The sequence below is a fragment of the Streptomyces sp. NPDC051907 genome (assembly GCF_040681075.1).
Classification (GTDB): Bacteria; Actinomycetota; Actinomycetes; order Streptomycetales; family Streptomycetaceae; genus Streptomyces.
On the sequence record NZ_JBFAYB010000066.1, the window covers coordinates 1 to 22,054 of the forward strand.

Annotated in this window: 12 protein-coding genes; 8 read left to right on the plus strand and 4 right to left on the minus strand. The window is 72.0% G+C overall.

Features of this window, described 5'->3' with window-relative positions:
• Together AB0M39_RS28320 and AB0M39_RS28325 are read right to left on the minus strand one after the other, a co-directional pair.
• Positions 1–1,119, minus strand: a 1,119-nt coding sequence (locus AB0M39_RS28320) for an ATP-binding protein (protein WP_365368764.1), incomplete at its 3' end; no start/stop codon positions are given.
• A gap of 457 nt (positions 1,120–1,576) precedes the next feature.
• The gene (locus AB0M39_RS28325) at positions 1,577–3,388 is read right to left on the minus strand and encodes a S8 family serine peptidase (RefSeq protein ID WP_365368765.1); all 1,812 of its coding nucleotides are present in this window, start codon (positions 3,386–3,388) and stop codon (positions 1,577–1,579) included.
• A gap of 493 nt (positions 3,389–3,881) precedes the next feature.
• Here AB0M39_RS28325 and AB0M39_RS28330 point away from each other — a divergent pair, with 493 nt between their 5' ends.
• Together AB0M39_RS28330 and AB0M39_RS28335 are read left to right on the plus strand one after the other, a co-directional pair.
• On the plus strand, positions 3,882–5,012 hold the full coding sequence (locus AB0M39_RS28330) for a hypothetical protein (protein WP_365368766.1): 1,131 nt from the start codon (positions 3,882–3,884) through the stop codon (positions 5,010–5,012).
• The gene (locus AB0M39_RS28335; protein WP_365368767.1) at positions 4,993–9,027 is read left to right on the plus strand and encodes a trypsin-like peptidase domain-containing protein; all 4,035 of its coding nucleotides are present in this window, start codon (positions 4,993–4,995) and stop codon (positions 9,025–9,027) included. The genes AB0M39_RS28330 and AB0M39_RS28335 overlap by 20 nt, the downstream gene beginning before the upstream one ends.
• Positions 9,028–9,138: 111 nt before the next feature.
• On the opposite strand, the gene AB0M39_RS28340 is transcribed toward AB0M39_RS28335, so the two are convergent.
• A complete protein-coding gene (locus AB0M39_RS28340) occupies positions 9,139–10,152 on the minus strand; it encodes a LacI family DNA-binding transcriptional regulator (RefSeq protein ID WP_365368799.1) in 1,014 nt (337 codons plus the stop codon).
• 465 nt (positions 10,153–10,617) lie between these two features.
• On the opposite strand from AB0M39_RS28340, the gene AB0M39_RS28345 reads away from it, so the two are divergent.
• From AB0M39_RS28345 to AB0M39_RS28370, 6 genes are read left to right on the plus strand one after another with little or no spacing between them, the layout of a single operon-like run.
• A complete protein-coding gene (locus AB0M39_RS28345) occupies positions 10,618–11,904 on the plus strand; it encodes a sugar ABC transporter substrate-binding protein (protein ID WP_365368768.1) in 1,287 nt (428 codons plus the stop codon).
• Positions 11,905–11,916: 12 nt separating this feature from the next.
• The gene (locus AB0M39_RS28350; RefSeq protein ID WP_365368769.1) at positions 11,917–12,876 is read left to right on the plus strand and encodes a sugar ABC transporter permease; all 960 of its coding nucleotides are present in this window, start codon (positions 11,917–11,919) and stop codon (positions 12,874–12,876) included.
• Complete coding sequence (locus AB0M39_RS28355; protein ID WP_365368770.1) at positions 12,873–13,733, plus strand: carbohydrate ABC transporter permease; 861 nt, start codon at positions 12,873–12,875, stop codon at positions 13,731–13,733. Before AB0M39_RS28350 ends, AB0M39_RS28355 begins: the two co-directional genes overlap by 4 nt.
• Positions 13,734–13,776: 43 nt before the next feature.
• Positions 13,777–15,066 (plus strand): glycosyl hydrolase, encoded by a 1,290-nt coding sequence (locus tag AB0M39_RS28360; protein WP_365368772.1) that lies wholly within the window; start codon positions 13,777–13,779, stop codon positions 15,064–15,066.
• A 29-nt stretch (positions 15,067–15,095) separates the two neighbouring features.
• Complete coding sequence (locus tag AB0M39_RS28365; protein WP_365368773.1) at positions 15,096–17,162, plus strand: endo-beta-N-acetylglucosaminidase; 2,067 nt, start codon at positions 15,096–15,098, stop codon at positions 17,160–17,162.
• A 33-nt stretch (positions 17,163–17,195) separates the two neighbouring features.
• Positions 17,196–20,225, plus strand: coding sequence for a glycoside hydrolase family 38 C-terminal domain-containing protein (locus tag AB0M39_RS28370; RefSeq protein WP_365368774.1), 3,030 nt, complete (start codon positions 17,196–17,198; stop codon positions 20,223–20,225).
• Positions 20,226–20,318: 93 nt separating this feature from the next.
• Here the strand turns inward: AB0M39_RS28370 and AB0M39_RS28375 are convergent, their stop codons facing one another.
• The gene (locus tag AB0M39_RS28375; protein WP_365368775.1) at positions 20,319–21,992 is read right to left on the minus strand and encodes an IclR family transcriptional regulator C-terminal domain-containing protein; all 1,674 of its coding nucleotides are present in this window, start codon (positions 21,990–21,992) and stop codon (positions 20,319–20,321) included.
• Positions 21,993–22,054: the final 62 nt, after the last annotated feature.

Consider the following 22,054-nt stretch of genomic DNA (forward strand, 5'->3'; position numbering starts at 1 on the left):
GTCCGCGACCTCGGCGGCCAGGGCCTCGTCGGGGGCGTCGACGGCCAGCGCCCGGTGCCGTACCGCCTCGACCGGATCGTCGACCGCGGCGGCGAGCGCGGCGTGGCCCGCCGAGCGGTCCGGCCACCCGGCGTCCGAGGCCAGCACGGCGGGCAGCACTCCGGCGGTGAACTCCACCGAGCCGTCCTCGCCGACGGTCACCAGGCCCGTCTGCTCGGCGGCGGCGAGCTCGGCCTCGGCGGCGGGCCGGCCGGCCCGCCGGAGCAGCGCCGTCGTGGGCCGGGCCGCGAGCGCGGCGAGCAGCAGGGTGCCGTGCGCGGGGGAGGGGGTCTCGGCCAGCAGCCGGCGGGCGACCTCGCGGGCCTGGCCCGACACCGGGAGCGTGGCGGCGTGGTGGACGGGCTCGCGCGCCTCGGCGAGCGAGCGGCCCAGGGCCAGGGCGAGGCGAGGGTTGCCGCCGCTGGCCCGGTGGATGCGGCCGGCCAGCCGGGACGGCAGACCGTGCCGTACGAGCAGCTCGGCCACCTCGTCGGCGTCCAGCGGCGGCACTGGGACCGGCTGCACGCCGGGCCCGCACAGGGCCTGGGCGGACAGCGCGCCGCACTGGACGTGCTCGGATGCCAGGACCCGGACGCCGGGCGGCGCCAGGCGCAGTGCGAAGCGGAACAGGTCGGCGCTCTCGTCGTCCAGCCACTGGGCGTTGTCCACGACCAGCAGGACGGGGTCCGTGGCGGCGAGCGCGCGCAGTATCTCCACCAGGGCGAGCCGCAGCGCGATGCGGTCCCATCCGTCGTCGGGGGCGTCCGTCTCGCGTCGGAACATGGCGACGGCGGTGCGCTGGGGCCCGGAGAGCGGGTCGAGGGCGGCGCGGGGCACGGAGGCGAGCAGCTCGGCGGCGGCCGCCCCGGGTATGCGCCGGTCGGCCGCCTCGGGGGCGACGTAGAGCACGGACTCCCCGCGGGACTCGGCGACCGCGGCGACGGCCGCGGCCACCGCCGTCTTGCCGACGCCCGCGGCGCCGGTGAGGACGGCGCGGCCACTGGCGCTCAGGGCGCGGTCGAGGAGGGCGATGAGCTCACCGCGCCCGACCGGCGCTTCGGTGTTCGCCGTCGTCCCCACGCACAGTCACCCGCCCCTCGGTCCCCGTCGCTGTGCATCTCTTGTGCCCGCGAGAATACGAGGTCGTCCGAGGAATGGCGCCCGAGTGTGACGCAGGCGTCAGTCCCCGGCCCCAGACGCCCGTCGGACCTGCCGAGATTCAGCATGTCGGCAGGTCCGCGGGGTCTTGGTCCGGACTTTTCGCTCCGTCTCAGAGGGTGAGACGTCCAGGGAGGCGGAGAGCTTGCGAGAACGTCTCGGAGAGCTGGTCAGACTCTCGCGAGGAGGGCTGAGCCGACTCTCGGGGCGAGCGCATCACAGCGCTCGGCGAGTCTCGGCAGACCGAGCCTCGGCAGACCGAGTCTCGGAAGTCTGAGCCTCGGCAGACCGAGTCTCGGAAGTCTGAGCCTCGGCAGACCGAGTCTCGGAAGTCCGAGTCCCGAAAGGCGTCTCGGACCGAGTCTCGGAGGCCCGAGTCTCAGAAGGTGAGGCTCCAGGCGTTGATGTAGCCGGCGTCGGCCGCGGCGACGTCCTGGACCCTGAGCTTCCAGGTCCCGTTGGCCGTCAGCGCCGAGGCGTCGACCGTGAAGGTGGTGACGAGGTCGTCGCCGGCGTCGTCGGACGAGCTCTGCAGCCGCTTGACGGCGCCGTCGGGGGCGACCAGGTCGACGACGAGGTCGCCGCGGTACGGGTGCTTGACGTCGACGGCGACCTTGAGGGCGGCCGGTGCCTTCCCGGCGACGCCCGTCACCGAGATCGACGAGGTGACCGCGGAGCCGGCGTCGGGGATGGCGACGTCGGAGGTGTTCTGGAACGTCTTGCCCCCAGTGCCGCCGCCCACGACCGCGGCGACGGTCGCGGCCGCGTCGGCGAGCCCGGCGCCGCAGCCGCCGGTGCACGTGCCGGCCAGCGGACGGGCGTTGGCCTTGATCGCCGACTCGATCTGGGCCGGGGTCAGCGGCTTGGCGGCCGCCAGCAGCGCGGCGAGCCCGGCGACGTGCGGGGCGGCCATGCTGGTGCCCTGGTAGGGCTTGTAGTTCTCGCTCGACGGGGTGGTCTTGCCGGCGTTCACCGTCGAGAGGATGCCGTTCTCCGGCGTGGTGATCGTGCCCGGGGTGTCCGTCGCGCGACGCGTCTCGCCGCCGGGGGCGGCGATGTCGATGATCGTGCCGTAGTTGGAGTAGAAGGCACGGTCGCCGCTGCGGCTGCTCGCCGCGACGTTGATCACGTTGTTGCAGCTGGCGGGGGAGTGGGCGGCCGCGTCCGCGTTGCTGTTGCCGGCGGCGACCACGACGGTGGTGCCCCGGCCGACGGCCGCGTTGATGGCGTTCTGGTAGCTGGTTCCGCAGGCGCCGGGACCGCCGAGGCTCATGTTGATGACCTTGGCGGGCGTCTGGTTGGCGGGCACGCCGGGGACCGAGCCGCCGGACGCCCAGGTGATGGCGTCGACGATGTCGGAGGTGGAGCCGCCGCACTTGCCGAGCACGCGCACCGGCTGGACCTTGGCGCCGTACGCGATGCCCGCGACGCCCTTGCTGTTGCCGGTCGCCGCGGCGATCGTCCCCGCGACGTGCGTGCCGTGCCACGAGGAGTCGCTCGCCTTGGAGCCGACGCCGCACTCGCCCGCCGCGGTCCAGTCGCCCTGGTCGGCGGGGTTGCTGTCACGGCCGTTGCCGTCGCGGGCGTAGCTGGCGCTGGAGATGAAGTCATAGCCGGCCACGACGTTGGACGCGAGGTCGGAGTGGGCGACGTAGCCGGTGTCGATCACGGCGACGGTCACGCCGGAACCGGTGGTGGTGTTCCACGCCCCGGGGACGTTCATGCCGGCGGTGGGCTCGAAGAGGTCCCACTGCTTGGCGTAGTCGGTGTCGTTGGGGCCGGCGAGCGCGTACGCCCGGGTGTCCGGCTCGACGTAGGCGACGTCGGGGTCGGCGCGGAACTGCGCCATGACGTCGGCGGCGTCGCCGGGGGCGAGCTTGCCGCCCAGGTCGACCAGAGCGGCGCCGGTGCCCAGGCGCCGCTCGAACTCGACGCTCTCGCCGGACTTGCGGCCCTTGGCCTCGGCGTCGTCGGAGGCGGCGGCGTTGGAACGGGCCTCGGTGGCAGAGGACTTGTAGCCGACGATCAGGTTCTCGACCGGCGCGGTGGGGGCCGGGGACGCCGTCGCAGATGCGGCGGGGCCCGCGGGAGCAGAAGGCTGGGCCGCGGCCACGGAGGTGGTGGCAGCGGCGCCGATGAGGGTGGCGGAGACTGCTACGGCGGATATCAGTCTTCGTCTAGAAGCGTGCAAGGTTCTCCCCTTCGAAAGCCGCGTCCGGACATGCCGGAGCGGCACTTGACGCACTTCATGAGCAGATGCGGCACTGCAGAGCTGCGAGAGAGAGGCGTTGCCATGCGGGCCGAGGACGTATGGGGGGCGTCCTCGGCCGACGCACGCCTGATGCGCCTCCGACGGGTCAGTGACGGAGGCAATTGGGGTGTTGCCGGGATCCGCCGTATTTGAGCGGATTCGCGCCACCTTGGGGACGCGAACGAGCCGTTCAAGGCTGGAAGATCGCCGGTGGGGAGACAGTAGGCAACGACCAGATGAAGCCGATACGGGGAAAACCCTTGTCTACGTCCTGCGGCCCCGCTGCGGGCCCTCGGACGACCGGTGCGCCCGCTCTCATCGGCTGACGGGGGGCGCGGAGGACGGGCCTTGCAAGGGGATCAATCTGGTGAAACCATGACAAGTAGAAATCGGCCTGTCTTACGCCCCGATGGGGCGGCTGGGTAGGTGCGGTATGCCGCTGGCCGAAACGGAATGGGATCTCGTCACCGGGTGGGCGCGGGAGTACCTTCTCGACACCCCGGAGCCGTACTCCCGGCTTGACCAGGCAGGATTCCCTCCGGATTTCGTACGCGGGCTGCGGCTGACGCCCCTGAGCGCACAGAACGCGCGCGTACTGGTTGATTCTTGTAGGAAGAGCGTCGACGGCCAGGAGCGACTGCTGGCGGCGCTGGCCGCCAGCCATGAGCTGCGCGAGGCGCCGCCGGAGGCTGCCAAGGCCGACGAGTTCCTCGGCAGGCTGCGCGAGGACATTCGGGCCTCCGCCTCGAAGGACGTCTTCCGCTCGTCGGTCGTCGGGGACGGAAGCGAGGTGTTCCTCGGCCGCGAGCGGCTGCGCCGGACGCTGCGGCGCATGGTCGCGGATCCCCAGATGTCGGTGCTGGCAGTCGACGGCGATCCGGGCAGCGGAAGGTCGTACACCTACCACCTCGTCCACCATGTCGGCCTGCACGTCGGATTCCAGTCGCCGCTGGTGACGCTGTCGGCGACCGCCACCGCCGAGAGCCTGATCCGGCAGCTGGCCGAGTTCGTGGCCGATCCCTCGACGGACGGCTCGCCCAGCGGGCCGCCGCGGTTGAGCGATCTCCCGCCGCGGCTCGACGACGCCCTGCGCTGGGTGGTGAGCAGGGCCACCGCCTCCGACGAACGATTCTGGTTCGTCCTCGACGAGTGCGACAGGGTCGGCCTGGGCTCCGATGTCTGGGACTGCATAGGGCGGTTGGCCCTGGCCGTCCATGGGCACGCCGTCGTCCGCCCGGAGGAGGCGCCCCGGCTGGTGCTGCTGGGCTACGGGCCCCAGCTGCCCCAACTCCCCTTCGAACTCAGGGGACATGTGTGCTGGGACACGGCCTCTCTTCCCGGCCCGGACGACCTCCGCGCCTTCTTCGAGCAGTACTTCCATGAGAGCCCGCCCCCCTCCGCCGCCGAGGTGACGCGGCCCGATGCCCGGACCGCCGAACTGGTGGAGGTGGCCGTGCAGGAAGTGCTCCTCGCGGCGGAGAGGGACACGGCCGACGGCCGGAGCTACATGGAGAAGATCGGCACTGCGGCGGAAGGAGCGATCCGTGTCATCCAGTCGCTCTAGAGCCGCTGACCTGTTCGCCGCGAGGCTGCGCGAGGAGCTGGGCACCCAGGACGTCTCGCCGCAGGCGGTCTCGGACAAGCGGCGGGCCTTCCGGGAGGCGGCCTGCCTCCTGACCCGGTTCGATCCCGGAGAGCTGCGGCGGCTGGGAGACGACACGCCCGGCGGCGCGTTCCTGGAACTGGTCGACGACTGCAAGCCGTTGAAAGTGAAGGGCAGATGCTTCTGGGTCCTCGAACCCGAGGTCAGGCAGGCAGCGCTGCGTGGGCTGGACGGTCCCGACGCCGCGCTGAGAGCCCTGGTCAGAAATGTCGCCGCCCTCCCCGCGGCCGGGCCGGAGCAGATCGCCCTGCTTCAGCTCACCGACAGGAACTCCCTCTCCGTTCCGCCGCCGCTGGAGGAGAGGCCGGTCCAGGAACTCGCCGACACGCTGCGAGCGGTCGAGTGGCTCTCCCAGATCCCGGGGATCGAGGGACTGCCCGACGTCCCACGCGTACTGCACGCACTGGAGCGGGCCAGGCTGCTGGAGCCGCTCGAGCAGCTGTTGAGGAACCCCTTCGAGGGGCGCGACGAGAAGGTGGCGGAACTGCTCGCCTACATCGCACCGGACGGCGACGAGGAGAGCACATCGCCGCTGCCCCCCATGCTCATCCATGGAAACGGGGGAGTCGGCAAGAGCACTCTGCTCGCCAAGGGCATCCTGGGCAGTCTCCACCGGCGGACGCCTGACATGCCCTTCGCCTACGTCGACTTCGATCGCCCCACGATCTCGATCACCGAACCGATCGGCCTCGTCGCGGAGACCGCCCGGCAGCTCTCCATCCAGTGCCCGGACTGCCGCGGCGAACTGGACGCGCTGGCGAGCGAGTGCGAGCAGGCCGCGCGCGACCTGCGTGAGGAGCAGGTCAAGGCGGTCGAGCTGCAACGGCTCGCCACGACTCGGCCGACGATGGGCCGTAAGGCGTCCCAGGAGTTCCACAGGCGAGCCACCGAGCGCGAGACCGATCTCGTGAAACGGGTCGCCGAAGTGGTGGTGGCGCGGACTCCGGCCGACGGGGGCCCGCCGCTGCTGATCGCCGTCGACTCCCTCGAGCCCGCCCAGTACGTCGGATCGCCTGTGGTCGGCAGACTGTGGTCCATTTTCGCAGCCCTCAAAGAGGTGTGCCCGCGGTTGCGGTTCATCGCCTGCGGCAGCGCCCCCGTGGGGCATCCCGGGGAGAAGGCGGCGACCCGCACGATCGAACTCGGCGATCTGGACATGGAGTCGGCTGTGAGCGTGCTGTCCCTGTGCGGGGTCACCGACCCGGACACGGCACGGAAGCTGGCGGACCGGGTGGGCGGCCATCCGCTGAGCCTGAGACTCGCCGCCAGGGCGGCCGAGCTGGCGGGGAACGAGCCCACCGCCATGGAAGCCCTGATCGACTGCCTGCCCCGCCGGCGCAAGGTCTTCTTCCGGAAGGTGGACCAACTGCGTGTCCAGGGCCTGCTGTACGACCGGATCCTCAGCCGCGTCCCGAACGAGGAGGTGCGCCGCCTGGCACGGCAGAGCCTGGTGCTCCGGACCATCACACCCGAGATCATCAAGGACGTCCTCGCGACGCACTGCGGGCTGAAGGCGGACTCCGTCGACGAAGCCCGTCACCTCTTCGACGAGCTCTCCCGCCTCGACCAGGTCGTGCCGACGGGACCCGGCGCCGTGGGGCTCCGCGCCGAGATCCGCGCCGTCATGCTGCATCTGTCGGACAGCGGCCGGGTCGCTGCCATGCGGACCATCGAGCAGAGCGCGGTGACGTACTACGCGGGCCAGGCCGGAGCGGAGGCGCGCGCGGAGGAGATCTACCACCGGCTGATGCTGAAGGAGAGCCCCCGAAAGGTCGAGGAGCGCTGGATGGACGGCGTCGAGCCCTTCCTGGTGGGGGCGAGCGAGGATATGACGCCCAACGCGGCCGCCTTCCTCACCGCCCATCTCGGCGGCGAGGCGCCGGAACGGGTCAAGGACGACGCGGACAAGGAGGACTGGGAGCAGATCACCGCCCGTGAGGTCGAGGACATGCTCGCGCAGGAATTTCCCGAGCAGGCGTACGTACTGCTCCAGGAGGGCCGGCCCTGGACGCCGTGCAGCCGCCTCTATCCGCTGCTGGTCGAGACCCTGGACCGGACCGACGCGCCGGAGAAGGCCAGAGCGGTCTGTGCGCACGCCGTCGAGTTGGCGCAGCAGAGGGGATGCGCCGAGCAGCAGTTGGAGCTGCTGATGCTCTCGGCCCGTCTCGCCGGGAAGGCAGGCGACGTGCAGAGCGCCGGCCAGGACTTCCGGGCAGTCGAGGAGATCGCGACCGGTCTGGGGCACTATCGCGCCGCGCTGGGCGCGCTGGCGGCCCGTGCCCGGATGGAGGAAGGCACGCCACAGGGCGCCGCGGCCGAGAGCGAGCTCGCCAGCAGCCTGCTGCGGCGGACCGGCGAGGAGTTGGCGGACGATCCGACGCTGGCGCGCGTCGCGGCGGCCGAGGCGGGCGCGCAGGATCCCGACGCGATCGCTCATACGCTGGACGCGGTGGGGCTTCCGCATGCCGACGACGGCGTCCTGTACGCGCTCGGCGACGCGATCGACCGGGCGGTCGACCAGCAGCCTCTTCTGCGCGTCACGGTGCGGAACTATCTGAACCACGCCGTTCCGCGACCACGTGCGGACGCGGAGGATCCCATCGCCTTCGACGTGCTGCGCGAGGCCCGGCGTCTGGGAATCCTGGACGACGTCGTACGAAGGCTGTTCCGTCTGCGGGACGCGAGCGGTGAGCTCCGGTCCGGCATTCGGCAGGCCATGGCCGCCAGCACAGGGCCTGGCGCCGAACAGCCGATGCGGTATCTCAGCAGCGAGGAGATCCGAAAGCTGCGAGACGCCGCGGTGGCGTCGGGACTGGACAGCCCCGATGCCCGACGCCTGCTGCTGAGCGACGTCCCGGCCGGATTCCGCAGCGACCTGCCGACCGCCCATTCGCCCCTTGGCCAGCTGTACTCGGACCTCGTCGCCATGAACGAAGCGCCGGGGCTGAAGGACGGCGCCGTGCCTCTGCGGAGCTGGCTCCACAGCGCCGTCGATCTGACGACCGTCGCCAAGCCGCTCGCCGTCTTCCAGCGGGCGCTCGACAAGGTCGCCCGCGCCGCCGAGGGGGAGCCGGACATCGCGGCCGACATGCCCGCGAGAGAGATCAGGGAGGAGATCGTCCACCGCGACGACACGGTGCCCTTCGACTTCCTCCGCGGCGGAGAGGTGGCTGGAACGGGGGTCGCCCGGATCACGGTGCCGTCCTATGAGGCGGGTGCGCCTCTCCCGGTGAACGGCGGCAGGCTGGCGGGGACGGGCTGGCTCATCGCCCCGGACCTGCTGATCACCAACCACCACATCGTGAACGCGAGACCCAAGAACAGCAGGCGGCCTCTCCACGTCCAGCCCGACGATCTGCAGACGCAGGCCCGGCATTCGAGGTCTCGTTTCGGCTTCGACGCCGACGACGCGGAGACCGACGACTCGACCGCCGGCGAGCTGGTCGCCTATGACGAGCACCTCGACTACGCGATCCTGCGGCTCACCGCCGAGCCGTGCAGACCCGTGCTCCAGGTCGCCACCGGGCCCTTGGCAGTGGCCGAGAACGACTATGTGGCGGTCAACATCATCCAGCACCCCGGCGGTCAGGCGAAGCGCGTCGCCCTCCGCAACAACCTCGTCTATCAGGCGGACGACGATGAGGTGCGCTACTTCACGGACACCAGAAGCGGCTCCTCCGGATCACCGGTGCTGACCGACGACTGGACAGTGGTCGCGCTCCACCGGGCCACGAAACGCGTCGAGAACGTCGCCTTCCACGGCAGGAGCGCCGCGTTCGTCAACGTCGCCACGCAGATGAGCAGCATCATGCGCCATATCCAGGAGCACCATCCGGCGATCTATCGGGAGATCAGCGCGGCGCAGGAAGATGTGCGGGCCGAGGCGGAGGCGAGGCAGCACACTCAGGCGGCTTGACGGGAGCGGACTCCAGGCGGCCTGAGGCGGCGCAGGCTCCAGGCGCCCTGAAGCGGCCGCAGGCTCCAGACATCCTGACGCAGAATCAGCCCGCCCTCGCCAATCGCGGAGTCACCCCGCCCCTGCCCCCGCCCTCGCCGTGCTCTCCCGTTCGATCAGCCCCGGCAGCGGAACCTGTACGGAACGGGCCCGGCCCCCGTCCAGCAGCGCGGTCAGCTCCTGCGCGGCGATCCGCCCGAACGCGACGGTGTCCCGCGACAGCGCCGTCAGCCAGGGGTGGACCATGCGGCACAGCACCGAGTCCTCCCACGAGACGATCGACACGTCGCCGGGGACTGAGCGGCCGAGCCCCGCGGTGACGGCCGCTCCCGCCGCGGCCATCACGTCGTTGTCGTAGATCAGCGCGGTCGGCGCGTCCGGCCCCTTCAGGACCCGGCGGGTCACCGCGGCGCCCTCCGTGTCGGAGTAGTCGGTGGTCACCGAGCGGACCTCTCTCAGCCCGCGTCGCTCCGCCTCGGCGTGCAGGGAGCGGATGCGCCGGTCGGTGTGGGCGAGCGAGGACAGGCCCGCGATGTGCACGATGCGCCGGTGGCCCAGCGCGTGCAGCCGGCCGACGATCGAGGCCATCGCCCCGGTGTCGTCGGCGTGCACCTGGGAGAGGTTGGGGTGGCGGTCGGGCAGCCCGCCGATGACCACGCCGGGCAGCCCGAGCTCGTCCAGCAGCGCGGGGCGCGGGTCGTGGGTGCGGGGGTCCACCACCAGGACGCCGTCCACCCGGTGCTCGGCCCACCATCGGCGGTAGACCCCGCACTCGGCCTCCACGTCCTCCACCACCTGGAAGAGCAGGCCCAGATGACGCTCCGCCAGGACCTCCTGGATCCCGGAGATCAGCTGGAGGAAGAACGAGTCCACGCCCAGCGTCGCCGCGGGCCGCGCCAGCACCAGCCCGACCGTCGCCGAGCCCTCGCCGGACAGCGCGCGAGCGGCCGTGCTCGGCCGCCAGCCCAGCTGCTCGGCGACGCGCCGGACGCGGTCGCGGGTGATCTCCGAGACGCCGGGGCGGTCGTTGAGCGCGAAGGAGACGGCGCTCTCCGACACGCCTGCCCGCCGGGCGATGTCCTTCATCGTCGGACGGCGCGCGGGGGCGCGCCTGGCCGGCGAGGCGTCCTGGCCGGACGGAGTATCGGCTGCCACGGGAGCCCCTTTCACTCCGCGCACTAATGCGCTTGAGCAGAAGAACTCTAAAGCGCATTAGTCGATCAGGGCAAGCAATCGTGCAGGGCGCTTCTGACCTGCACTAATGTTATGCGGATCGCATTAGTTGCGGCGAATCTATTGACTTTCTGAGCCGGCGACTTGCAATGTCTGCTGACGTAACGAGCCGGCGGCCCGCAGCTCCGGCTTTCCGTCCGTACGTCTGACGTGTGCCCGTCCGGTCCCCGCCTGCCCTGGGCCTCCGCGACGCCGTTGAGCTCCGCGCCTGCACCACGACCGCGCAGCCCGACAACCGCGCAGAGCGACAAGCGCACCGCCCGACGACCGCACCGTCCGACGTCCGCACGTCTGGTCCGAGCAAAGGAGCCGTTCACCGTGCGCATCCCGACAAGGGCAGTCGCCGCTGCCGCCGTCCTCGCCGCCGTTCTGCCGCTCAGCGCCTGCGGCGGCGGTTCGGACGCCGGCGCGTCCGACGCCTCAGGCAAGGTCGAAGGGAAGATCACCTTCCAGACCTGGAACCTGCAGGCCAACTTCAAGGACTACTTCAACGGCGTGATCGCCGCGTTCGAGAAGAAGTACCCCGGCGCCGACGTGAAGTGGGTCGACCGGCCCGCCGAGGGCTACGCCGACAAGATCAGCGCCGACGCCGCCGGCGGCACCCTGCCCGACGTCGTCAACGTCTCCCCGGACCTGGTCGCCCCGCTGGCCAAGGCCGGACTCGCGCTCGACCTCGACAAGGCGGCCGCCCAGTACAAGAAGGAGTACCTGCCCGGCGCCTGGCAGAGCCACGAGATACCGGGCATGGACGGCACGTACGCCTTCCCCTGGTACCTCAACACCGGCCCGCTGTTCTACAACAAGCGCCTCTTCACCGAGGCCGGACTCGACGCGGAGAAGCCGCCCACGACGTACGACGAGGTCTTCGCCTCCGGGCTGAAGCTCGCCGAGAAGAGCGACGGCAAGATCGCGACCCTGGCCAACGTGCCCACCGTCGAGGACTTCGGCCGCTACGGCGTCCGCCTGATGAACGACGAGGGCACGGGCTTCGCGTTCAACGAGGCCAAGGGCGTCGAACTGCTCACCCGCTACAAGGAGTTGTACGAGGCCAAGGCGCTGGACTCGCAGGCGCTGACCGCGACGCCCGAGTCCTCCGGCCACAAGTTCCTGACCGAGTCGGTGGCCATGAACCCGGGCAGCGCCCTGGACCTGGCCAACTTCAAGAAGCAGGCGCCCGGCCTGTACAAGAACATCGGCATCACCGACCAGGTCAGCAGCACGGGCAAGGCCAACATGTACGTCATGGGCGTGATGGTGAACGCGCAGACCAAGCAGAAGCCCGCCGCCGTCGCCTTCGCCCACTTCGTGACCGACGCGACACGGCAGATGGAGTTCGCGAAGAAGGTCGCCATCTTCCCCAGCACCGCGGGCTCCCTCGACGACCCGTACTTCACCAAGGAGGACGGCAGCGACGAGACCCGGGTGCGCATCGCCGCCGCCAAGTCGCTGAAGACCGCGGTCAACTACACGCCCGTGCTGTTCAGCGAGCAGATGAAGACCGAGCTGCGCAACGCGGTGGCCCGTGCGCTCCAGGGCAAGGAGAGCCCGCAGGAAGCGCTTGACAACGCTGTCAAGGCGTGTGACCGGCTGCTCCGGCAGAGCTGAGCCGAGTCCGCGATGAAGACCCCCACCGTCTCCCGGACGATCGCGCCGGCGGGCCCGGCGGCCCGGAGCCCCCGCTCCGAGCGCCGCCGGCCCGCCCGCGGGATCAGCCGCCATCTGCCCACGAGCCCCTGGCTGTTCGCGGCCCCCGGCCTGCTGATCGTCGGCGCGTTCAGCCTGTACCCGTTCGTCAGCACCCTGGTCAACGCCTTCACCGACCGGCGGACCCTGGTCGCCGGGAAGTACGTGGGCCTGGCCAACTTCGAGGAGCTCCTCCACGACGACATGTTCTGGATCGGGCTGCGCAACAGCACGCTGTACGTCCTCGGAGTCGTGCCCGCCCTGGTGATCCTGCCGCTGCTGCTGGCGATGCTCGTCCAGCGCCACATCCCCGGCATCACGTTCTTCCGCTCGGCCTTCTACACCCCCGTCGTCGCCTCCATCGTCGTGGTCGGCCTGATCTGGGTGTGGATGCTCGACGACCGGGGGCTGGTCAACGCGGTGCTGGAGGCGGTGGGCGTCGGCAAGGTCGGCTTCCTCAGCGACCAGTGGCTGCTGCTCGGCAGCGCCATGGCGGTCACGGTCTGGAAGGGCCTCGGCTACTACATGATCATTTATCTGGCCGCGCTGGCCAACGTCCCGCGCGAGCTCCACGAGGCCGCCGCGGTCGACGGGGCGGGAGCCGTACGCCGGTTCTTCACCGTCACCGTCCCCGCGGTCCGCTCCACCATGGTCCTCGTCGGCGCGCTCTCCTCGGTCGCCGCCTTCAAGGTCTTCTCCGAGGTCTATCTGATGGCCGGCCCCAGCGGCGGCCCGGCGGGCGAGGACACCACGCTGGTGATGCTCGTCCAGCGCGTCGGCACCGGGCTGACCGGCCGGGTGGGATACGCCTCCGCCATCTCGGTGGTCGTCTTCGTCGTCACCGTCGCGCTGATGCTGCTGGTGCTGCGCGCCGACCGCAAGGAGGACGCGTGAGCGTCGTCAACGTCGCCGACGACAACGGCAGGCGCATCCCCGGCTGGCAGCTCGCCCTGCGGTACGCGCTGCTGCTCGCCGTGCTCGCGCTGACCGTCGGGCCGTTCCTGTGGCAGCTGTCCACCTCGCTCAAGGGCCCGCACGAGGACATCTTCAGCTCCCCGCCGAAGTTCCTGCCGAGCGATCCGACGCTCGACAACTACACGCGCGTCGCCGAGACCATCCCCGTCTGGGACTACGCTCTGAACTCCCTCAAGGTCGCCGTCGCCAACGTGCTGACCAACTGCGTCGGCGCGGCGCTGGCCGGCTACGCCCTGGCCAGAATGCGCTACCGCGGACGCCGGGCCGCCACGCTGGCGTTCATCCTGGCGATGCTCGTCCCCGTCGAGGGCATCATCATCGCCCAGTTCACCACCATGCGGGACCTCGGCCTGAACAACACCCTGCTCGGCGTGCTGCTGCCGGGCTGCGTCGGCGCCATGAACGTGCTGCTGATGCGCAACGCCTTCCTCAACCTGCCGCAGGAGGTGGAGGAGGCGGCCTTCGTCGACGGCGCCAACGCCTGGCAGCGGTTCCTGCGGATCTCCCTGCCCTCCGTCAAGGGCACCCTCGCCGTCGTCGCGATCTTCGCCTTCATGGGGGCCTGGGACGACTTCCTGTGGCCGCTGATCGTCCTGAGCGATCCGGAGAACTTCACTCTGACCATCGGACTGAACTATCTGCACGGCACCTTCGCCAACGACGAACGCCTCGTCGCCGCCGGCACGATCATCGCCGTCCTCCCGCTGATCGTCCTCTTCGCCTGCCTCCAGCGCTTCTTCTTCCGCGGCGTCGGCGAAGGCGCAGTCAAGGGCTGAAACCCGGCCGCCCCGCACCCGAGAACAAGGACCCCCTTCCCGTATGAGCTCTCCCGCGCCCCGCTCGGCAGCCGCGTCCGGAACCCCCGACCGGCCCCGCTTCGGCGTCAACTACACGCCCAGCCAGGGGTGGTTCCACCACTGGCTGGACTTCGACCTCGACGCCGTGCGCGCCGACCTGGACTCGATCGCCGCCCTCGGCCTCGACCACGTCCGGGTCTTCCCGCTGTGGCCGCTCTTCCAGCCCAACCGCACCCTGATCCGCCCCCGCGCCGTCGAACAGCTCGTGGCGCTGGCCGACGCGGCGGCCGAGCGGGGACTCGACGTCAACGTCGACGGGCTGCAAGGACATCTGTCGAGCTTCGACTTCCTGCCGTCCTGGACGCAGACCTGGCACCGGCGCAACATCTTCGCCGACCCCGACGTCGTCGCCGGGCAGGCCGCGTACCTGCGCACGCTCGCCGCCGCCCTCGCCGACCGGCCGAACTTCATCGGCATGACCGTCGGCAACGAGGTCAACCAGTTCGCGAGCGGCCCGCACCCCGATCCGGACCGCGTCACCCCCGACCAGGCGGGCGACTGGCTGCGGCGGCTGCTGGCCGCCTGCGAGGAGGGCGCGCCCGGCAGGCTCCATCTGCACGCCGAGTACGACGCCGCGTGGTACCAGGACGACCAGCCCTTCACGCCCGCCCACTGCGCCCGCATCGGCGCGGTCACCGCCGTGCACTCCTGGGTCTTCAACGGCACCGCCCAGCGCCATGGGCGGACCGGCACGGCGACCGAGCACCACGCCGCGTATCTGATCGAGCTCTCCAAGGCCTGGGCGCTCGACCCGGGCCGGCCGGTCTGGCTCCAGGAGGTCGGCGCCCCCGCGCCCGTCATCCCCGCCGAGCACGCCGCCGCCTTCACCGAGGCGACCGTGGCGGGCGCCCTGGACTGCCAGGACGTCTGGGGCGTCACCTGGTGGTGCTCCCACGACGTGTCCCGCTCGCTCGCCGACTTCCCCGAACTCGAGTACAGCCTCGGCCTGCTGACCAACGACCGGCAGCTCAAGCCGGCCGGCCGCGCCATCGCCCGCGTCGTCGCCGAGCAGCGCGAGCGCGAGCACCGCCCCGCCCCGCGCACCACCGCGCTCGTCGTCGACGCCGGAGACGAGGAGACCGCGCCCGGCCGCTCGACGTGCGCGCCCGGCGGCCCCTTCTTCGAGGCCTTCGCCCGGCTCACCGCCGACGGCGTGCGCCCCGCCGCCGTCCTCGCGAGCCGCGCGGACGACAAGCAGCACCTCGCCGACCGAGGCATCACCGAGACGATCCACCCCGACCAGGTCCCGTAAGCCGTCCCCGAACGAATACGGAGCACACCGTGAGCCAGCACACCGCCCCCCGCCCCACCAGGCGCGCCGTCGTCCTGGCCACGGCGGCCGCCGCCCTGGCCCCCGCACTGCCGGCCGCGGCCGGCGAGCAGGCCGCCGGGAGGGGCCCCGGGAGCGTCGCCGGGAGCCTTCAGCCGTACGCCTCCTACTGGTACCCCGACTCGCTGCCGCCCGGGACGCCCGGCGAGGGCATCGCCTGGCGCAGCCTCAAGACCTGGCGCGCCGCCGACGACGCGGACCTGCCCTTCAACACCTCGACCGTGCCGCTCGCCGAGCGCTTCACGCCCACGCCCGCGAACACCGCCGCCCGCGCCGGCCAGGCCCGCATCGCCTCCCTCGTCTCCTTCGGCAGCACCGCCGGCAACCCCTCCCAGGGCGCGGCCGTCGCCGACTACTACACCCTGGCCCACTGGGCGTACATCGACGAGCTGGTCTTCTGGGGCGGCTCCGCGGGCGAGGGCCTGATCCTCGCCCCCAACGCGCCCATCGTGGACGCGGCCCACCGCAACGGCGTCCGCGTCCTCGGCAACGTCTTCCTGCCGCCCGTCCACTGGGGCGGCGACCTCCAGTGGACCCGCGACCTGATACAGCGCGACACGCTCGGCCGCTTCCCGCTCGCCGCCCGGCTCGTCGAGGTCGCCACCGCCTACGGCTTCGACGGCTGGTTCGTCAACGCCGAGACCGAGGGCGGCGACGCGGCGCTCGCCGCCGAGATGCTCGCCTTCGTCAAGGAGCTGAAGTCGCGCAGCGAGTCCGCCGGGCTGCGCGTCACCTGGTACGACGCGCTGACCGTGGGCGGCCAGGTCGGCTGGCAGGGCGCGCTCAACGAGCAGAACAAGGCGTTCTACCTCGGCGCCGACTCGATGTTCGTCGACTTCCGCTGGTCGCCCCAGAAGCTCGCCTCCTCGGGCGCGCTCGCCGAGCGGCTCGACCGCAGCCGCTACGAGCTCTGGGCGGGCGTCGACGTCGAGGCGGGCGGCTGGAACAAGAGCGTCGACTGGGACGCGATCATCCCGACCGGCCGGCCCCATGTGCTCTCCTACGGCTTCTACCGGCCCGAGTGGACCCGCAACCACCTGCCCGCCGGCCGTACGCCCGCGCAGTTCCACGCGGCCGACGACCGGTTCTGGACCGGCCACTCCCTCGACCCGGCCAAACCGGACCTCGCCGGCAGCTGGCGCGCGCCCGCCGCCGCCGTGGCCGACCGGTCCACGGTCGCCGCCCTGCCGTTCGCCACGACCTTCAACACCGGCCACGGCCTGCGCTGGTACGAAGGCGGCAAGACGACCTCCACCGCCGAGTGGAACCATCTGAGCCTCCAGGACCGGCTGCCCGGCCGCCGCTGGGTCGTGCGCACCCAGGGCCGGCGCCCGTCCGTGGCCTTCGACTTCGCCGACGCCTGGCGGGGCGGCAGCAGCGTCCTCGTCTCCGGCGACCTCGACGCCCCGGTGACGCTCGACCTGTACCAGACCCGGCTGCCGCTGACGAAGAACACCGTCGTCGAGCTCGCCCACCGCAGCGACCAGGGCTCCGGGCGGATCGCCGTCGAACTGGCCGTCGCGCTGCGCGAGCCGGACAGGGCCGGGGACCCGATCCCGTACGCCTACCTGCCTGCGGGCGCCCTGCGCGCCGGAGGCGCCGGCTGGACCACGGCTGCTCTGCGGCTGGGCGCCCTCGCGGGGACCGTGCGCGCACTGGGCGTACGGCTCACCGCGACCGGGACCGCCAGATGGCGGCTCGGCGGGCTCGCCGTCCGCGACGCCGTCGTCAAGCCCGCGGCCCCGGCCGCCCTGCGCATCACCGACGCGGCCGTCGGCGCGGACGGCACGGCGCTGCGCCTGGCCTGGAGCCGCGCCGCCGGGGCCGTACGCCACTACGAGCTGCACCGGGTGCTGCCCGACGGCAGCCGGCGCTTCCTCGGCGGCACCTGCTCCCACGCCTTCTTCGTCTCCCGGCTCCGCCCGGAACAGGGCGAGGGCGCCGCACGCTTCGAGGTGCGCGCCGTCGGGGAGCTTTATACGACGTCCGGCGCGGCCTCGGCCGTGCACCGCTGGTAACCCCTACCGACACACACAACGGAGCTGCCCCTCATGCATGACGACCGCAGCCTGGTCGAGGCCCGTCTCAAGCGCGTGCTCGACGAGCGCATCCGCCCGGCCGTGTACCCCGAGTCCGTGCCGCTTAAGACGGCGGTGTGGAACGCGCCCGGCGAGCCCGTCCCGGTCGCCGAAGGACTCGCCGGCGTCCCCTCGCCGATCGCGGTGGGGGACATGTGGGGCGCTCCGTGGGGGACCAGCTGGTTCCGCGTCACCGGCACGGTCCCCGCCGCGTGGGCCGGCAGGACCGTCGAGGCGGTCTTGGACATCGGGTTCGACGAGAACATGCCGGGCTTCCAGTGCGAGGGCCTCGTCTACCGCCCCGACGGCACGCCCGTGAAGGGCCTCAACCCGCGCAACCAGTGGGTCCGTATCGGCGCGCCCGTCGCGGGCGGCGAAGAGGTGCGGCTGCACATCGAGGCCGCCTCCAACCCGGTGATCCTCGACTACCACCCCTTCCTGCCGACCCGGCTCGGCGACAGGGAGACGGCGGGCACGGCTCCCCAGTACCGGCTGACCCGGATGGACCTCGCCGTCTTCGACGAGACCGTGTGGCAGCTGGTGCTCGACCTGGAGGTGCTGGGCGAGCTGATGCAGGAGCTGCCCGTCGACAGCGCGCGCCGCTGGGACGTGCTGCGCGCCGTCGGCCGGGCGCTGGACGCCGTCGACCTCCAGAACGTCAACAAGAGTGCGGCCGCGGCCCGTTCCCGCCTCGAAGAGGTCCTCGCCACGCCCGCCGGGCCGACCGCGCACCGGATCAGCGCGGTCGGGCACGCCCATATCGACTCCGCCTGGCTGTGGCCGCTGCGGGAGACCGTGCGCAAGGTCGCGCGAACGACCTCGAACATGACGGCGCTGCTGGAGGACGAGCCGGACTTCGTCTTCGCGATGTCCCAGGCGCAGCAGTTCGCCTGGATCAAGGAGCACCGTCCCGAGGTCTACGCCAAGGTCAAGAAGGCGGTGTCGGAAGGCCGGTTCGTGCCGGCCGGCGGGATGTGGGTCGAGTCCGACACCAATATGCCGGGCTCGGAGGCGATGGCCCGCCAGTTCGTCCACGGCAAGCGCTTCTTCCTAGACGAGTTCGGCGTCGAGAACGACGAGGCGTGGCTGCCCGACACCTTCGGCTTCGCCGCCGGACTGCCGCAGATCATCAAGGCGGCGGGCGCCAAATGGCTGCTGACGCAGAAGATCTCGTGGTCGCAGACGAACACGTTCCCGCACCACACCTTCCAGTGGGAGGGCATCGACGGCACCCGGATCTTCACCCACTTCCCGCCCGTCGACACCTACAACTGCTCGATGAAGGGCAGCGAGATCGCCCACGCGGCGCGGAACTTCAAGGACAAGGGCGCAGCCCGGCACTCCCTCGCCCCGACCGGCTGGGGCGACGGAGGCGGCGGGACCACCCGCGAGATGATCGCCAAGGCGGCGCGGCTGCGCAGCCTCGACGGGTCGGCGACCGTCCAGTGGGAGACGCCCGCCGCCTTCTTCGCCAAGGCCGAGGCGGAGTACGCGAATCCGCCGGTGTGGGTCGGCGAGCTCTATCTGGAGCTGCACCGCGCCACCCTCACCAGCCAGGCGGGCACCAAGCAGGGCAATCGCCGCAGCGAGCACCTGCTGCGCGAGGCCGAGCTGTGGGCCGCGACCGCGGCCGTGCGCACCGGACTCCCCTATCCGTACGAGCAGTTGGACCGGATCTGGAAGACGGTGCTGCTCCACCAGTTCCACGACATCCTGCCCGGATCGTCCATCGCCTGGGTGCACCGCGAGGCGGAGAAGACGTACGCGGCCGTGGCGCGGGAGCTCGGCGACCTCGTCGACGCGGCCCAGCGCGCCCTCGCCGGCGACCCGTCGGCAGGCGTCCAGCTCGTCTTCAACGCCGCCCCCCACGAGCGCCACGGCGTCGCCGCCGGCGGCGCGGCCGTGCGCAGCGCCGGCGGCAGCGCCCGGCTGTCCCCGCGCGACGGCGGCGGCTACGTCCTCGACAACGGGCTCCTCCAGGTCGAGGTCGACGGCCGCGGGCTGGTCGTCTCGGCGTACGACGTCGGCGCGGAGCGCGAGACCGTGGCCCCCGGCCAGGCGGCGAACCTGCTGCAGATCCACCCCGACTTCCCGAACATGTGGGACGCCTGGGACGTGGACGAGTTCTACCGGAACACCGTCACCGATCTGACGGACGCCGACGAGGTCGCCCCGGTCGTCGGCGAGGACTTCGCCGCGGTGCGGGTCGTGCGCACATTCGGCGACTCGAAGGCCGTCCAACTGCTGACCCTGGCCGCGGGCGCCAAGCGCCTCGACATCGACACGGAGGTCGACTGGCACGAGACGGAGAAGTTCCTCAAGTCGGCCTTCCCGCTGGACGTCCACGCCGAGCGGTACGCGTCGGAGACCCAGTTCGGGCACTTTCACCGGCCCACGCACACCAACACCAGCTGGGAGGCCGCCAAGTTCGAGGCCTGCAACCACCGCTTCGTCCACTTCGAGGAGCCGGGCTGGGGCGTGGCGCTGGTCACCGACTCGACGTACGGCCACGATGTGACCCGCACGGTCCGCGCCGACTCCGGCACGACGACCACGCTGCGCGTGTCGCTGCTGCGGGCCCCCCGCTTCCCCGACCCGGAGACCGACCAGGGCGTGCACCGCTTCCGTCACTCCCTCGTGCCGGGCGCGCAGATCGGCGACGCGGTGCGCGAGGGCTTCCGCGTCAACCTGCCCGAGCGGCTGGTGCCCGGGGACGCGGAGAGGGTGGCGCCGCTGGTGGAGGTCGACGACGACGCGGTCGTCGTCAGCGCGGTGAAACTCGCGGACGACGAGAGCGGCGACGTGGTCGTACGCCTCTACGAGTCCAGGGGCGGACGGGCCCGCGCCCGGGTCGCCTTCGGGTTCGAGGCGGCCGGCGCGGTCGCGACGGACCTGCTGGAGCGGCCGCTGGCCGACGCGGCCGCCGTCGAACTGGCCGACGGCGCGGTACGGCTCAGCCTGCGGCCCTTCGAACTGGTCACGCTGCGCCTGACGCGGGCGTGACCGGCGGGCCCCTGCCGCCCCTTCCCGGGAGGCGGCAGGGGACGCACCGCCCGCCGGTCAGCCGGCCGGTTCAGCCGGCCGGGGCGGGCCGGCTCACGCCGCCGGGATGCGGGCGAAGCGGCCCGCGATCCGGAGGTCGGACTCGATCCGCTCGGCCGTGGCCCGCAGCTGCGGCAGCACCTCGCGCAGGCACTCCTGCGTCGTGCGGCGGCTGGTGTGCATCGCCACGTTGACCGCCGCCACCGCCCGCCCGCTCCGGTCGCGCACCGGCACGGCGATCGAGCGCAGCCCCTCCTCGAGCTCCTCGTCGACCAGCGCGTACCCCTCGCGCGCCACACGCTCGAGCGACGCGGCCAGCTCGGCGGGCCGGGTGATCGTACGAGCGGTCAGCGCGGGCAGCTCGGCGCGGGCCAGCAGCGCCGAGCGCTCGTCGGCCGGCAGCTCCGCCAGCAGGACGCGGCCCATGGACGTCGCGTACGCCGAGAGCCGTGTGCCGACGGTGATGTTGACGCTCATGATGCGGCTGGTGGCGACCCGCGCGGTGTACCGCACCTGATCCCCGTCCAGCACCGCCAGCGACGCCGACTCGTGCACCCCCTTCACCAGCGAGACCAGCGAGGGCTCCGCGATCTCGGGGAGCGTCGTGCGGGAGAGCGGCGGATAGCCGAGCGCGAGGACCTGAGGGGTGAGGCGGAAGCTCCGCTCCCGTGCGCCCGAGGAGACGTATCCGAGGTGTTCGAGGGTGATCAGTGCCCGCCGGGCGGTGGCCCGGGCGAGGCCGGTCGCCTCGGCCACGGCGGAGAGCGGCAGTTCGGCCCGGCCCTCGCCGAAGGCGGTGAGCACGGTCAGGCCCCGCGCCAGGGACTCCACGAACTCCGCGCCCAGCTCCTGCTTGGAGGCCGACGTCCAGTCGGCGAGCCCGGCCGCGCGCGCGTGCGTCGGCTGAGGCTGCGGCGGGGGACTCTGCCGCAGCCGCTCCTCCATGGCGGCGACGGCCCTGCGCACCCCGGGAAGCAGCGACCGGCTCAGCGACCGGGCGCTGTGCCGGCTGGTGTGGCTGACCACGCTCACCGCGCAGGCGGGCTGCCCGTCCGGCGCGCGCACCAGCAGGGCCAGCGCGATCAGACCGGGCTCGATGAGCTGGTCGTCCACGCCCCAGCCCGTCCTCCGCGACGCGGCGATCCGGGCCCGGAAGCTCTCCTCGTCGACGCCTCCCTGCGGCAGCGGGGGGATGGCGGCCCACTCGGCGAAGTCGCCCGCCCGGCGCGTACGCCACCTCGCCCACTCCTGCTCGCTCCAGTCGGCGGCGAACAGCGGCCCGGGCGCGGTGCGTTCGGCGGGCAGCAGGTCGCCAATGCGGAAGGTGAGCGACATGGCGCGCCGCCGTGTCGTCTGGTGGATGAACCGGATGCCGTCGCGGTCGGGCACGGCGAGGGACACCGACTCGTCCAGCTCCTCCGCGAGGCGCTCGGCAAGCGGACCGAGCGGATCGGACAGCTGGATGGCGCCCAGATAGGCGTTGCCCAGCTCCATCAGCCGGGGGGCGAGCACGGCGGCGTGGCCGTCGAGACGGAGATAGCCCATGCGGGCCAGGGTCGCGGTGACCCGGTCGACGGTGGAGCGGGCCAGTCCGGTCGAGCGGACCAGCTCGCTGACGCCCATGCGCCCGCCCGCCTCGCTGACATCGCGCAGCACGGCGATGCCGCGTATCAGCGGGCCCACCGCCTCGGCGGGAGTCCCGGTGTCGTTCGGCGTGCTGACGGCCATCGGCTCTCCGGTGTAGGTGTTCTGGCAGCAGGGCGTTGACAGGCCCGTCGGGTGTCCGCACA

What these genes read in the sequence shown, in the direction of transcription:
- AB0M39_RS28370 (WP_365368774.1), top strand. Translation starts at nt 17,196, where the DNA reads ATGCATGACGACCGCAGCCTGGTCGAGGCCCGTCTCAAGCGCGTGCTC.
- AB0M39_RS28330 (WP_365368766.1), top strand. Translation starts at nt 3,882, where the DNA reads ATGCCGCTGGCCGAAACGGAATGGGATCTCGTCACCGGGTGGGCGCGG.
- AB0M39_RS28350 (WP_365368769.1), top strand. Translation starts at nt 11,917, where the DNA reads ATGAAGACCCCCACCGTCTCCCGGACGATCGCGCCGGCGGGCCCGGCG.
- AB0M39_RS28340 (WP_365368799.1), bottom strand. Translation starts at nt 10,152, where the DNA reads ATGAAGGACATCGCCCGGCGGGCAGGCGTGTCGGAGAGCGCCGTCTCC.
- AB0M39_RS28360 (WP_365368772.1), top strand. Translation starts at nt 13,777, where the DNA reads ATGAGCTCTCCCGCGCCCCGCTCGGCAGCCGCGTCCGGAACCCCCGAC.
- AB0M39_RS28375 (WP_365368775.1), bottom strand. Translation starts at nt 21,992, where the DNA reads ATGGCCGTCAGCACGCCGAACGACACCGGGACTCCCGCCGAGGCGGTG.